Source organism: Saccharibacillus sacchari (genome assembly GCF_037722395.1).
In the GTDB taxonomy this organism is placed as follows: domain Bacteria; phylum Bacillota; class Bacilli; order Paenibacillales; family Paenibacillaceae; genus Saccharibacillus; species Saccharibacillus sacchari_A.
The window spans coordinates 24,109-37,804 of the sequence record NZ_JBBKAR010000033.1 but is presented as its reverse complement, the minus strand read 5'-3'; the positions used below and the strand labels follow the sequence as shown (position 1 = coordinate 37,804).

The 13,696-nt window shown below is 54.1% G+C and carries 11 protein-coding genes; all 11 read right to left on the bottom strand.

Translation table 11 applies throughout. The features are described from left to right. Positions 1–125 precede the first annotated feature (125 nt). Positions 126–638, bottom strand: a complete 513-nt coding sequence (locus WKI47_RS09140) for an adenine phosphoribosyltransferase (protein WP_037290317.1) — start codon at positions 636–638, stop codon at positions 126–128. Positions 639–730: 92 nt separating this feature from the next. After that, positions 731–3,184 (bottom strand): single-stranded-DNA-specific exonuclease RecJ, encoded by a 2,454-nt coding sequence (gene recJ / locus WKI47_RS09135; RefSeq protein WP_340226840.1) that lies wholly within the window; start codon positions 3,182–3,184, stop codon positions 731–733. A gap of 28 nt (positions 3,185–3,212) precedes the next feature. After that, positions 3,213–4,127 carry a cation diffusion facilitator family transporter gene (locus WKI47_RS09130; protein ID WP_340226839.1) on the bottom strand — a complete coding sequence of 305 codons (915 nt, stop codon included), beginning with the start codon at positions 4,125–4,127 and terminating at the stop codon, positions 3,213–3,215. Positions 4,128–4,267: 140 nt separating this feature from the next. Then, positions 4,268–5,209, bottom strand: a complete 942-nt coding sequence (secF, locus tag WKI47_RS09125; RefSeq protein WP_425355447.1) for a protein translocase subunit SecF — start codon at positions 5,207–5,209, stop codon at positions 4,268–4,270. After that, positions 5,190–6,671 carry a protein translocase subunit SecD gene (gene secD, locus WKI47_RS09120; protein WP_340226837.1) on the bottom strand — a complete coding sequence of 494 codons (1,482 nt, stop codon included), beginning with the start codon at positions 6,669–6,671 and terminating at the stop codon, positions 5,190–5,192. The genes secF and secD overlap by 20 nt, the downstream gene beginning before the upstream one ends. An 89-nt stretch (positions 6,672–6,760) precedes the next feature. Continuing rightward, the gene (locus WKI47_RS09115; protein WP_340226836.1) at positions 6,761–7,051 is read right to left on the bottom strand and encodes a post-transcriptional regulator; all 291 of its coding nucleotides are present in this window, start codon (positions 7,049–7,051) and stop codon (positions 6,761–6,763) included. 125 nt (positions 7,052–7,176) lie between these two features. Continuing rightward, on the bottom strand, positions 7,177–8,493 hold the full coding sequence (locus tag WKI47_RS09110; RefSeq protein WP_340226835.1) for an SLC13 family permease: 1,317 nt from the start codon (positions 8,491–8,493) through the stop codon (positions 7,177–7,179). Positions 8,494–8,703: 210 nt separating this feature from the next. Next, complete coding sequence (gene yajC / locus WKI47_RS09105) at positions 8,704–9,036, bottom strand: preprotein translocase subunit YajC (RefSeq protein ID WP_340226834.1); 333 nt, start codon at positions 9,034–9,036, stop codon at positions 8,704–8,706. Between the two features lie 64 nt (positions 9,037–9,100). Next, positions 9,101–10,240 carry a tRNA guanosine(34) transglycosylase Tgt gene (gene tgt / locus WKI47_RS09100; protein WP_340226833.1) on the bottom strand — a complete coding sequence of 380 codons (1,140 nt, stop codon included), beginning with the start codon at positions 10,238–10,240 and terminating at the stop codon, positions 9,101–9,103. 287 nt (positions 10,241–10,527) lie between these two features. Further along, positions 10,528–11,562, bottom strand: a complete 1,035-nt coding sequence (gene queA / locus WKI47_RS09095; protein ID WP_340226832.1) for a tRNA preQ1(34) S-adenosylmethionine ribosyltransferase-isomerase QueA — start codon at positions 11,560–11,562, stop codon at positions 10,528–10,530. Positions 11,563–11,569: 7 nt separating this feature from the next. Continuing rightward, positions 11,570–13,687, bottom strand: a complete 2,118-nt coding sequence (locus WKI47_RS09090; RefSeq protein WP_340226831.1) for a SpoIID/LytB domain-containing protein — start codon at positions 13,685–13,687, stop codon at positions 11,570–11,572. Positions 13,688–13,696 lie beyond the last annotated feature (9 nt).

Genomic DNA, 13,696 nt, shown 5'->3' with positions numbered 1-13,696 from the left:
TCTTTTTTCTCTTTTTTGACGAAAAAGGCTTTGAAACCGCGAAAAACCCGTCATTTGCTCCCGCTTGCTTCTCGGGATGTCAAATAACGGGTTTTTAGTCGGGTATCTTGTCGACGTTCTTTCGATTAACCTTTGATGAGATTGAACACTTCAACGTTATCCAGGCGGCTGCGGCCATTCAATTCTTCCAGCTCGATCAGGAAAGCGGCTCCGACCACGTTGCCTCCAAGTTGGCGCACCAGCTCGACGGAAGTCGCGATCGTGCCTCCTGTCGCCAGCAAATCGTCCGCGATCAGAACGTTTTGTCCTTCTTTTACCGCATCGATATGCATCGCCAGCTTATCCGTGCCGTATTCGAGTTCGTATTCCACTTCGATCGTTTTGTACGGCAGTTTGCCTGTTTTGCGAATCGGAATAAAACCGACGCCCAGTGCGTAAGCCAAAGGCGCGCCGACAACGAAACCACGGGCTTCCGGTCCCGCGATCAGATCGATTTTCAAATGCTCGACTTGCTTTTTCAGTGCGTCGATCGCTTCGCGGTAAGCTGGCCCGTTGCCGAGCAGCGTGGTGATATCCTTGAAGCTGATCCCCGGTTTCGGAAAATCGGGAATGACACGAATATGCTGATTAAAATCCAAATAAATCTCCTCCTAAGTCTTGTTTCCCGGACGGTTCGACAGAAGAAACAGCGTTGCCTCGCCAAGCGGCGAAGACAACGCACCCTATTCCACTACGATAACGAAAAAGATAAAGCCGCGTCCGCGTTTCCGGATCGAACAGCCTGTAGACGCTGCGCAAGCCAAGTTCCGAGATCTTCTCCCGGCCCCAGCATCATACGCTCCACGGCTTCCGCTTCCTGCAATTTGCGATAAGCGGAAGCTGAATCCAAAGCCGCCTTCGGCGGAGTCGGATTCGCGGCAAGCATTACTCCGTTTCGAACGACAAATTGCAACTCCTCGAATACTTCAAGGGTCATGCGAATCATCCGAATGGAGCAACCGGAAGCGCGGGCCAAATGTCGAACCAATTGTTCCTCGCTCACCTGGTCTGCCGCAGCACGGCGAAGCTCTACATAGATCGTCTTGATCCGTTCGCGGCTTGGCTCGCTCAAGCGCTGCGCCGAAGGCCCGCTCGCCGGATACAAAAGCACAATGTTCTCCAACGCAGGGCATTCGGCCAACAGCTTGTCCAATTGCGCAGCGGTATCCGGGATATCCAAAACGAACAATGTGCGCGTCTCGGCCGGCTCCGCATGCCGCTGCCTGCTTTCCGCTCCTTGAATCCCGGAATATTCATCATACAGCCAAAGCGGCAGTTGCGCCAGAGTCTTCTGTGAAACTTTTAGTGTCGTTTGGTTTAAAGCAACCGCAATCTGGCTGGGCTCACATGCCAGCACATTCTCGGACTTTTTGCGGAAACGTTCAACGTCTTCTGCCGACGCTTCCGGTGCGCGCCGATCGAACACCTGAAAAGCCGGAAGCGCCAGATCGCGTATCATTAATTGCGGTTTCCGACTGCCTCTCCACTCATTGATGCTCGATTCCGCAAGTACATCCAACCGATCGCCTTCATTGAGATATTCGGCCAACGCGCCTTTTCCAAAAGCGACCGCTTCAACCACGCAACCGTCCTGCTCGACGACCAATTTCAAATGCGTGTTCGTTTTGCCCATCGTAATTACGCGTTGAAGCTTCACATTTCGGAATACGAATTGCGGAGTCGGATTGCTCATGCCAAACGGAGCCATGCGATCCAGGCCTTCGATGACAGGAATCGGAATATCCGCAAGCGAGCATTCAGTCTCGGCTTCGATAACAGGAATCAAGTGCTCGGGTAAAAGCTTTTCGGCAGCGTATTCGTTCAATCCCTGTTCGAAATCTTCGAGACGTTCGCGCAGTAAACTCATGCCAGCCGCAGAAGGGTGACCTCCGAAATGCTGCATGGTGTTTTCGACCGACAACAGAGCTTCATAGATATCGAAATCGGGGATCGAACGGGCCGAGCCTTTGCAGGTGCCCTTTTCCGCGTCGATGCCTAATATGATAGTCGGACGGTAGTAGCGCTCGAGGATTTTGGAAGCCACAATCCCGACGACACCAACATTCCAGCCTTCTCCGGCCAAAACGATCACGTCGGGAACCGCACCGTCAGACGCCGCAATCTTGGTTTCCAGCTTCATGATCGCTTCGCTTACGATATCTTCCACGTTTTTTTGCCGGTCTTTGTTCAGCAGATCCAACACCGAAGCCAGATGCTCGGCACGGTCCTGTTCATCGGTAATGAGTAGATCAACGGCACGGTTAGCGTGATCCAGCCGGCCGCTGGCATTGATACGCGGCGCGATAGCGAAAGCGATCCCGATCGAGTTCAATTGTTCCGGCTGGCTGCCCGCTATGGCCAATAATTCTTTGATGCCGGGTGACGGATGCACGCGCATACGCTCGACGCCTTTCGCGACCAGCAAACGATTCTCGCCTGTAAGTGGCATCAAATCCGCGACTGTTCCGATTGCGGCAAGATCCAACCATTCTTCCGGCGGCCGGCCCAACAGAGCGTGGGACAGTTTGAAAGCAACGCCGACACCCGCCAGTCCTTTAAATGGATAGTTGCACATCGGAAGCTTCGGATTGACTAGAGCTACCGCTTGCGGCAGAACAGCCGGAGGCTCATGGTGATCCGTTACGACCGTATCTATTCCAAGCGATGCAGCATAGGCAATCTGGTCCACGGCACTGATGCCTGTATCGACAGTAACAATCAGCTTGACTCCTTCGGCTGCCGCCAGGTCTATCGCGTGCCGATGCAGACCGTACCCTTCTTTGGAGCGATGCGGGATATAGGTGCCGAAGTCCGCTTCAAGCGTGGTCAGCAAACGGATCATGAGCGCCGTGCTGGATACGCCATCCGCGTCATAGTCCCCGTACACCCAAATCCGCTCTTTCTGCTCAAGCGCTGTACGGATTCGCTGCACCGCAGCTTCCATACCGTGCAGCAGAAACGGATCATGCAGTCCGTCCAAGTTCTTGTCTCCATCCAAAAAATCGGAGGCCGCTTCAGGTGTAACGTATCCACGGTTCACCAGCAACGAGGCCAGTAACGGCGACACGCCTATTTCGCTGCTCAACTGCTCCACAGTGTCTTGCTTCGGATTTGCAATTTTCCATTGATATCGGGAATGAAGCACAAACTCACCTGCCTTTTAAAAACATAGTTTATTGAACGATTGTCGGTTGCTCGCCGCTATCGGGAAGTTCTTCGTTCGACTTGTATGGATATCCTGTATGGTAAGGCTCAACCCGAACATGAACGTCAACCACCTGAACAAAACGATGCAGCAACAGATCCCGGGCACGTTGGGCGATTTCCTCGGCTTCTTTGACCGTCATTCGGGGATTGACGCTGAGCACCAGCTCGACCGTGACCGTTTCGAGTGACTCCTGTGCTTTTAACTCCCGAACTTCGATCACGCCTTGAATACGCTGGACGGTCTCGATAAAAGGCGTCGGATCAATAATTTTGGTTCTAGCGACTAGCTGTGAAGAATTTTCAAAAAACGATAGCATTAGGCGAAGAGCCTTAACCATGACAAGAATCGCCACCAGCAAGGAGGCTGCCGGGTCCGCATAGACAAACAGGGGAATATCAAAACCGCTTCCGGCTACCGACAAGGCCATACCTGCCGCTACCAGCATAGAAGCATACAAAGAGATACGATGCTCCGCCGCATACCGAATTGCCGTTTCGCGATCCTGCTGGAGTCGCCGGCGGTAATTCAGGATAAACAAGCCTTCTCCGATCACAACCGCTACAAAAAAGGCAGCAACTGCCCAGCCATTCAGTGTTTGGCTCGGTCCATTCACCAACTGCCCGATTCCGGAAATCGAAGCTTCGATTGCACCCACCAGCACCAACGCCGCCAGCATCATTTTAATCCATAAAGACGACGGGTGGACGGATCGCGTACCTTTTACCCTTACTGCGTCCGCTACAGCATTCAACGCATCGGTAAGCAGAGCCTGACTTCCTCCGGCCCAGCCGCCAACTCCTTTGACCAGCGCCGTAAAACCAAGCAGGCAGGCATCGGTCCAACCTGTAGAATTCCCGCTATCTTGTTGACGGACCGCCATAATGATTCCCCTCTCGTATTCAATCCCGAAATAATAAAAGCCGCGCCTCGAATTCGGGACGCGGCTCTACGGCTGCTTGTGCATGTCTCACACCAAGTCTTGCTATGTAGCGTTAAGACAAGCACTTAGCCGTAATGGTGTTAATTCGTCGCTTTGGACGGTTTGGCCGCGGACGGCTTCTTTTTGTTTCTCAGCGCCAGCCACAACGGACTTGCGATAAAGATCGAAGAGTAAGCACCGAACAATAGACCGATAACCATCGCCAGCGAGAACATGCGAATCGATTCGCTGCCCAGGATCAGAAGAGCGAATGCCGCGATGAATACGGTGAAAACCGTACCCAGCGAGCGTGTCATCGTTTGAGAGATACTCTTGTTCACGACATCTTCAAGATCGTCGTGCGTTTGCTTTTTGGCGAAACGCAGATTCTCCCGAATCCGGTCGAAAATAACGATTGTATCGTTGATCGAGAAACCGATGATAGTCAGAATCGCGACGATAAAGGTGAGATTGACCTCTAGTCTTAAAATCGAGAACACGCTGATAACCAGGAACGCATCATGCAGAAGCGCAACGACGGCCGACACGGCAAAGCGCCATTCGAAACGAATCGTCACGTAAATCACGATCCCGATACTTGCAACGATGATCGCCAGCAGCGCATTGCGCTCCAGTTCCTTCGCCATTTCTGTATCAACAGTGTTGATCTCATACGACGCATTCGCATCAATTTGGCTGTTAAACGTCGATTGAAGAGACTGCGATTGCACATCAGTCAATACTTCCGGAAAACGAATGTTGACCCGATCACTGCCTGCGGTAATACTGGCTTCCTGATCAAGTTGTGCATCGCCGAGTACCTTCTCGACTTCCGCTTGTGTCACGACTTTGGATAAGGAAATATCCACGTTCGATCCGGAACGGAAATCAACGCCGTAGTTCAATCCGAAAATCGAAAGGCTGATAATGCCCGCCAGCGTGATGAGTAACGAAAATCCGTAGAAATATTTGCTTGCTTTAATAAAGTTGAAATCCCACTTCTTCGAATCTGGAAGCTGGTTCTTAGAGCTCACGAATTTCACTCCCCTTCACTCCGAAATACGCCGGCTTCGTCAAAGATTTCGCTTTGACCAGCAGGGAGAGCAGGTAACGCGACAGGAAGACGTTCGTGATGATACTCGTCACGATATCGATCATCAGAACAAGCGCGAATCCGCGAACCGATCCCGTACCCAGCCAGAACATAACAGCCCCGGCGATCAGGGTTGTGATCTGGGCGTCCATAACGGTACGGAACGAACTTTTGCTGCCGGCACGGAAAGCCGACATGATGCTTTTACCGCTTCGTATCTCTTCCTTGATCCGTTCGGAGGTAATGATATTGGCGTCGACCGCCATACCTATGCCCAGTATGAACGCCGCTATACCCGGTAAGGTTAGCGTAATATCCGCCCATATGAACACCAGGATCGTCCCCCACGTATGGATGATCAGGCAGAACGCGGCAATCAGCCCCGGTACGCGATACATAAATACCATGAAGATCAAGATGATGATCGAGCCGATAATACCGGCGCGAAGCGTCTGGTCAAGCGACTGTTGTCCCAGGGTCGCGCCGACGCTTTGCGAGTATTTCTCGGTCAGCTTGAGCGGCAACGCGCCGAGGTTGATGGTGTCGCGCAGGTTTTGCGCTTCTTCACGACTGAATTGGCCCGTGATTTGAGCCGTTCCGCCCGTGATGCGTTGTTGTACGGTAGGCGCCGACAACATCTCGTCATCCAGGAAGATCGCCATCGGTTGGCCGATCAATCGGCCGGTTACGTCGGCGAATTTATCCGCGTCGTTCAATTCGATCGAAATCATCGGATTGTTGAGCGAATCGTACTGCACGGAAGCGCCGTTCGGCTTGAAATCTTCGCCGGTCAATTCGATCTTGTCGAATCCCTGGTAAGGATCGGCGGCCGTCGCGGCTTCGGTATCGGTACCCGTCGCTTCGTCGGTTCCGGTCGCTTCCGTATCCGTGCCTGCCGCTTGGTCGGTTGCCGCCGTGCCGTCGGACGTATCCTCGACCGCCGATTCGTCCGTGCCCGCAGCCGCGCCGTCAGTCCCGTTTGTCGCGTCGGGACTTTCGACAGCCGATTCGTCCTCGGTTGCAGCGCCGGCGTCGTCCGTCGTACTTTCGTCCGAAGAGTTACCCATGCTGCGGAACGTCAGGTTAGCGGGTTCTTTGATACGTTCCCTTACGGCCGCTTCGTCGGTGACGCCCGCAATTCTAAGACGAATCCGGTTGGTGCCTTCGGTGGTGATCTCCGGTTCGCTTCCCCCAAGGGCGTCTACGCGTTTTTCGAGACTCTTGGCCGTCTCGGTCAGGGATTCTCTGGTGACTTCTGCTCCGCCCGTCATTGGTGACGCCTCATACAGGATCTCGAAGCCTCCCTTTAAATCCAGTCCCAATCTCACTGAATTCAATAGGTTGGGCGTGCTCCAAATCATAACCCCGATTGAGACGAGCACAATAACAATGAAACTGACAATTCTCTTCATGCCGTTTCTGGTTCCCCCTTTTTTCTCAATATTCCCATTATAGCGACGCCGGAAAATGGAGTCAATGAAGCAAAAAGAAAGGCCCTCCTTTAGGAAAAGGGAGCCTCCTTCAGCGCCGCAAGAGTGAGGTAGTTCATCATCCCGTCCGCACGGAGCGTCAGGATGTCATTGACGATGCGATGTAAAGGCGGATCTTGCCTTCCGGCATACTTGCTGTTCACGCATTTCCATACGTCTTCCCAAGTCGTATATTCGTAACCCAGAAAATGAAATTCGTCGGCTTTTCTCCGGCAAAGTTCGATGACCGCTTCCGTCAACTCTTCTCCAACAAGCTCTTTTTCCGTGCTTTTCTGCCTTTCCGGTGTCTGATCCGTTGCCATGGCTTTCCCCTTTCTCCGCGATCGCATAATGCCTCCTTACTCCTCAGAGTACTCGTACATTTTCATTCGACGCTGTATTTCGTACTCCTGCCAAAGACGAATGAAGTCGGACAAAAGTTTCGAAATTATAAAATATTCGTGTACAAATACCATCCTCCCGCCGCCAATGCCAACAAAGTCAACGGAAAAGCCACTACCAAATAAGATAGATACGAAAAACGGTAGCCTTCTTTTTGCGCCAGTCCGGCAGCTAATCCCCCCGCGACTGAACCCGCCAGCGTTCCGCTTGAACCGATTCCGCTCCCCAATGCCAATGCCCACCAAAGTCCTTGCAAATCTGCTGGGCGAACGACTTCCATCTGCAAACCGATCGTCTGAATCAACGGAATAGAAGCGGCAATCAACGGAACGGGGTCCAACACGGCAGAAAATAATCCCGAAACAGCAAAAAGAACAAGTGCCGTCAACGTCTTATTTTCATTGGTAAGCTCCAAAAGCCTCATCGCGATTTCTCCGATAATTCCGGTCTCGACAAGACCGCCTGCCAGCACATAGAATCCGACCAGCACGCCAAGCGTTTTGAAATCCATCCGATCCCGAATTTGCCGAAGCTCATCTCCGGAATGTACATGGATGCCAAGCATCAATAATGCCGCCGCTATAGCCACAATTCCGCTGCTCATATTCAACGCGTCATGCCAGACCAACCCTGCAATCAGCAGGACCAGAACGCCGAGCGACAACCTTGCCCGAGTTCGGCTTGTCACATAGCTTGAAGGATCAAGCGAGGCAAGCTCCGTTTTCCGATCGCCGCCCTGCTTCATCTCGCGGCGGAAAATCAACATAAGCAGCGCAACATGGACAACAAGCAAAATCAATGCCGGCTGTAGGAGATGAGCCGCAAAATTACGCGTATCCATGTCGGCAGCCGTACCGATCATCATATTCGGTACACTTCCCGCCAAGGTCGTCATCCCTCCCAGATTACAAGCGATAACGCTCATAATCAGAAAAGGAACCGGGCCGATCCGCAAAGTTCGGCCAATCCTTAAAATCAAGGGTGCCAACAGCAATAAAGCCGGCCCGCTCCCCAATACGGCCGATGTCAATGCCGCAATCAGCGTAACGACAACAAGTACGGCAGGCAAACTGCCGGAGACCATTTGTACGATGCGCAGCGCCGTAAAATGGACGATTCCGCTGCGATCGACCGCTGCTGCGGTTATCATCATTCCAACCAATAGCAACAACGTATTGAGTGCAATATGATGCGACAAGGCCGCGTTCCAGTCGACAATTCCCAGCACCAACAACGCTAGCGCTCCAATGATCGCTGCCAACCCTCCGTTTATTTTTTCCGTTACGACCAGCACATAGACGATCGCAAATACGGCTGCTGCCGTATAGACCGGCCAAAATGCGGTATCGATTTCGGAAATCATGCCGTCACTTCCTTTCAGCACTTCCCTTCAAACCTGCGGACGTGTTCGCTTCCTAATTATGTAGAGTCCCTTTAATCGGAAATGTTTCGGTAAACCTTTGAATCAGGCCGGAAAAAAGCTGCCGGAGAACGGAAATGATCCGTTCGGCGGCAGCTTGCTTGCAAGGCCGCGGAAATCCACCTCCGTCGGCACTTCCTTCATCGATTCAACTTACTTCTTGTCGAGGCTGACATCGGAACCGCCTGCCGTCGTGACATGGCTGATCGCGCTGCGGTCAAACGTCATTTTTGTAACGTCGTTCACGCGAAGAACCGCTACGTCGTTCGTGATCTCCAGGATCGTGCCGTGCAGACCGCCGATCGTAACGACTTTGTCGCCTTTTTTGAGCTGTCCGAGCATAGCGTTACGTTGCTTTTGTTTCTTCTGTTGCGGACGAATCAGCAGGAAGTAAAAAATGGCGATCATGAACACGAAAGGAATGATCGTCATAATAATTCCGCCGCCTCCGGCAGCGTTGGTCGTAAGCGTTGCAGCTTGAAACATTGTGAATCCCCCTTAATATGCGAATGGCCGTACGAAAATCCTCGTACCGGACCCGTGGGGCAGCTTAGAACCCGTTGCTGTTAGCGTGCATGCCATACTGCTCAAAAAATTCGTCGCGGAAATCAAGCAAGCGATCCTCGCGGATAGCTTGGCGGACGCCGCTCATCAAGTTGAGCAGGAAGTGGAGATTGTGATAAGTGGTCAGCCGGAGGCCGAACGTCTCGTCAGCCTTGATCAGGTGACGCAGATACGCCCGGGAATAGTTCCGGCAGGTATAGCAATCGCAGTTCGGATCGAGAGGACCGAAGTCTCTCGCGTACTGGGCATTGCGTACAACCACCCGGCCCTGGCTTGTCATCGTCGTTCCGTTACGCGCTATGCGCGTTGGCAGCACGCAGTCGAACATATCGACTCCGCGAATGGCGCCTTCGAGCAGAGCATCCGGAGAACCTACGCCCATCAAATAGCGGGGCTTGTTCGCCGGGAGTAGCGGTACCGTATACTCCAGCACTTCATACATCAGATGCTTCGGTTCTCCCACACTCAGTCCACCAATAGCATACCCCGGGAAATCCATCGAAGTCAAATCAGCCGCGCTCTGACGGCGCAGGTCTTCGTGCATGCCGCCTTGCACGATCGCGAACAGCCCTTGGTCTTCCGGACGCGCATGGGCTTTCAGGCAGCGCTCCGCCCATCTGGACGTGCGTTCGAGCGAGCGTTTGAGATAGGCGTGTTCGGCCGGGTACGGCGGACATTCGTCGAACGCCATCATGATGTCCGAACCCAGCGCATTTTGGATCTCCATCGCCACTTCCGGCGACAGGAACAGCTTGTCTCCGTTGAGGTGGGAGCGGAAGTTTACGCCTTCCTCGGTGATCTTGCGCATCTCGGCCAGACTGAAGACTTGGAAACCGCCGCTGTCGGTCAAGATCGGGCGGTCCCAGTTCATGAATTTGTGCAAACCGCCAGCTTCGCGAATGATTTCGTGTCCCGGGCGAAGGAATAGGTGGTAGGTATTGCTAAGAATGATCTGGGCGTTCATTTGTTTGAGCTCTTCCGGGCTCATCGTTTTGACGGTAGCAAGCGTGCCGACGGGCATGAAGGTCGGGGTCTCGATCACGCCGTGCGGCGTATGGACCAGGCCGAGGCGTGCGCCGGACTGTTTGCAGGTTTTGATATGTTCGTAGCGAATAGCGGGTGTCATTGGATCGTTCCTTTACAAGAAAATGTGAGAAAATCCTGTTCGTCTTGGTGACTGAAGGGCAGTGCTGCAGAAGAAATTCGTTCAAGACGCTGTCTCACTCGGAAAACTGGATTTGATTTAATTAAGGGTGTTTTCCAAGTTCAAAGGCGTCTTTCACTGAATTTCTTCCTCCGCACTTTCGCTTCGCTCAGCAAGAAAGGATTTTCTCAGAAGCTTTTATAAAGCTAACGCTTTTGAAATAAAAAAGTAAAAATCAATAGATAACTAATCGATCAACTTTCCAACTCTCAATAAATAAACATCGCGTCACCGAAGCTGAAGAAGCGGTATTCGCGTTCTACGGCTTCGCTGTAGGCGGCCAAGACGTTGTCGCGGCCGGCCAGGGCGCTGACGAGCATGACGAGGGTCGATTTCGGCAGGTGGAAATTGGTGATCAGGGCGTCGACGAGTTTGAGGTCTTCGCCGGGATACAGGAAGATCTGCGTCCAGCCGCTGTCCGCGCCCAAGCGACCGTTTTCGTCCATCGTGCGTCTGGCGGCGGATTCGAGCGTGCGCGTCGAGGTGGTGCCGACGGACACGATCCGGCCTCCGCGTTCGCGGGTACGGTTGATCAGCTCCGCGGTTTCGGCGGGAAGTTCGTAGTATTCTTCGTGCATGACGTGTTCTTCGACGTTTTCCACCGAGACCGGACGGAAAGTGCCCAGTCCGACGTGCAACGTAACGAAGCCGATGTCTACGCCTTTGGCGCGCAGCTTTTGCAGCAGTTCATCGGTAAAATGCAGGCCCGCCGTCGGAGCCGCGGCGGAGCCTTCGTGTTTGGCGTAGACGGTCTGGTAGCGTTCGCGATCATCCAGACGCTCTTTGATATAAGGCGGGAGCGGCATTTCGCCGAGACGGTCGAGAATTTCCTGAAAAATGCCTTCGTAACGGAACTCGATGATCCGGGCCCCCATATCGCCTTCTTCCAACACGATCGCTTCAAGCTCGTCGCCGAAACGCAGAACCGCGCCGGTTTTTACTTTTTTGCCGGGCTTCGCCAACGTCTCCCAGCGATCGCCTTCGATATTTTTGAGCAACAGCAGCTCTACGCGGGCGCCGGTCTCCGGCTTGACGCCGTGCAGCCGTGCCGGCATGACGCGGGTATCGTTGAGAATCAACGCGTCGCCGGCGTTTAGCTTATCCAAAATGTCGTAAAAATGCAAATGCTCGGTCGCTCCCGTCTGCTTGTTCAGCGTGAGCAAACGGGACGACGCGCGCTCCGCAAGCGGAGTCTGGGCAATCAGTCGTTCGGGCAATTCGAAATCATAATCTTCTACATTCATGGAGTCTTCAGTCCTTAATCAGTTCTACGTTATTGTAATAATGCAGCAAAATATCTTCGTACGTCTCGCCTTCGTCGGCAAGTCCTTTGGCTCCCCATTGGGACAAGCCCAGACCGTGACCGTTCCCGCGTCCGACGAAGAAAAAGCCGGTGCCGGAAGAAACGGCGGACGTGTTCGTGCCGACGGCTGCCAGACTGCGGCTCAAAGCAAGCGTCTGCGCGGAAGCCCCGATACTGAGCTTGGACGCGGGCAAGCCGCTTCCCGCCGATGCCGTGGCGTTCGTAATCACGGTATAGGCATCCGCCGATACCACGTCGAACAACGTGCTCGGCAAGCCGTTCAGCGCGGTACGGAACATATCCGGGTATTTCACGTCGATCTTGGAACCGTTGATTTTCAACTCGGTCGCCCGGCCCGAAGGGCCGCGCTGGCTGATTTGGATACTTTGGATGGTTGTCGGCAGCTTGGTCGTCGTGCGGCCTTTGAGCGAAGTCAACAACTGGGACGACGTATACGGTCCGCGAATCCATTCATACGTGCTCGACTCGCTTACGACTTCCAGCACGAGCGCTTCGTCGCCGGGATTCATTTTCGACAGCTCGGACACATTGCTTTGGATCAACGGCAGCGGGCGCACTTTGGTGCTTTGCGCCGTGACGGTCATTTTGCGGAAGCCTGTCGCGTCCGTGCCTTTGTCTTTCACGTTGTCTTCGCGCACGTAGCCGATCGTTCCGTTGGAAAGCACGACGTGGTACCATTTTTTCAAATTGGCCGCCGCCGCGCTGTCGGACTCGGACGGCACGCTGGAAAACAGATTGCTTCCGCCGCTGTTCCATACTTCGGTCGGATCGGACGTGACGCCGCCCGCATTGGAAGAGAACAGCGCTTCGACCGCTTTGCCGCCCTGTTCCAAAATCTCGCCGGAAGTCGCGTCCACCGCGGCGTTGACCGATTTGCTTTCGGAACCGACGCCGTTATACGCCTGGCTCAGCGTCGAGTCGACGACATCGGCGACTTTGAACTTGGTTGCCGTCTGCGTTTGCACGGTCGCGTAACTGCGCGCGGCGACCGCTTGGGCTTTCAACGACTCTTCCGGCCAGGAAGCCGGAACTTCGGAGCCGACGACCGAATACAGATATTGCTCCATCGGCAGTTCGTTCACCAGATAAAGTTGTCCGCCGTACACGCCGATTTCCAGATCCCCCCGGTACGAACGCTTCGAACGTTCTTCGACCCGAATCCCTTTGTCCGCCGTGCCGTCGATCCAGATCCGATCCTGCTCGCCGAGCGTCAATGCGTAAGCCGGAGTTGTCGTTCCGTTCGTCAGGTCGGCCGTCGCCTCGTTGCGAACGGCCGCCGAAGCGGAAGCGTTGTCGGCAGCGGACAACGCAATGCCCGGCAGCTTACCGGCCAGCGAAGTTTTTAACGCGTCCAGCGCGGAAGCGTTAAGCGCTTCTCCGACCTGCACGCCGTAGGCCGCTTTGCCGTTAACGGAAAAGACGCGCACGACTCCGTCGATCCCGGTATCCAGCACCTTTTGCAGAGCGGCTGTCGCGGCGGCCTGCGTCCCGTAATTGCCCGCGTTCAGCGAAAACGTTCCGACCGCGGCGGGAGCCAAACCGCTCATCTCTTTCACGGAAGCGTTCGCGCCGAGCCGCGCCGCCGCATCGGTCGCCGCTTTGTCGCTGGCGTAAGGCCCGGCGTACAACTGATACGCGTCCTGACCGTTGCGGACGACCTTGTATACCGACAATTTGTCGGAACCGGATTTCAGCTTGGACGCCAAAGCCGAAACGGCTTTGAGGTCGCTGCTTTCCCCAAGCTTGACGCGCGGGCCGTTCAAAGCGAACGAAGAAGCCGCTCCGGAAGAAACCGAAAACCACTTTACGTAGCCGGCGTCCGTTTTTTGCCCGATCGCGACCGCTTGTTCCGGGGTCAGCGTGATTTTATCCGTCGTTTGCTTATACGTGCTCCCCAGGTTCAAAAACAATCCTACGCGTACCGCATTGTCGGTTTCCGCGGCGTGAGCCGGCGTTTGCAGCGGCAAAAAAGACAAAGCGACGGCTGCCGCGAGCAGCGGCTTTCCCCATTTGGCGGACTTTCCGTTCGAGTGTTGCTTGATCATGCTTGCGTT

What these genes read in the sequence shown, in the direction of transcription:
- queA (WP_340226832.1), bottom strand. Translation starts at nt 11,562, where the DNA reads ATGAATGTAGAAGATTATGATTTCGAATTGCCCGAACGACTGATTGCC.
- tgt (WP_340226833.1), bottom strand. Translation starts at nt 10,240, where the DNA reads ATGACACCCGCTATTCGCTACGAACATATCAAAACCTGCAAACAGTCC.
- WKI47_RS09090 (WP_340226831.1), bottom strand. Translation starts at nt 13,687, where the DNA reads ATGATCAAGCAACACTCGAACGGAAAGTCCGCCAAATGGGGAAAGCCG.
- secD (WP_340226837.1), bottom strand. Translation starts at nt 6,671, where the DNA reads ATGAAGAGAATTGTCAGTTTCATTGTTATTGTGCTCGTCTCAATCGGG.
- WKI47_RS09115 (WP_340226836.1), bottom strand. Translation starts at nt 7,051, where the DNA reads ATGGCAACGGATCAGACACCGGAAAGGCAGAAAAGCACGGAAAAAGAG.
- WKI47_RS09110 (WP_340226835.1), bottom strand. Translation starts at nt 8,493, where the DNA reads ATGATTTCCGAAATCGATACCGCATTTTGGCCGGTCTATACGGCAGCA.
- WKI47_RS09130 (WP_340226839.1), bottom strand. Translation starts at nt 4,127, where the DNA reads ATGGCGGTCCGTCAACAAGATAGCGGGAATTCTACAGGTTGGACCGAT.
- yajC (WP_340226834.1), bottom strand. Translation starts at nt 9,036, where the DNA reads ATGTTTCAAGCTGCAACGCTTACGACCAACGCTGCCGGAGGCGGCGGA.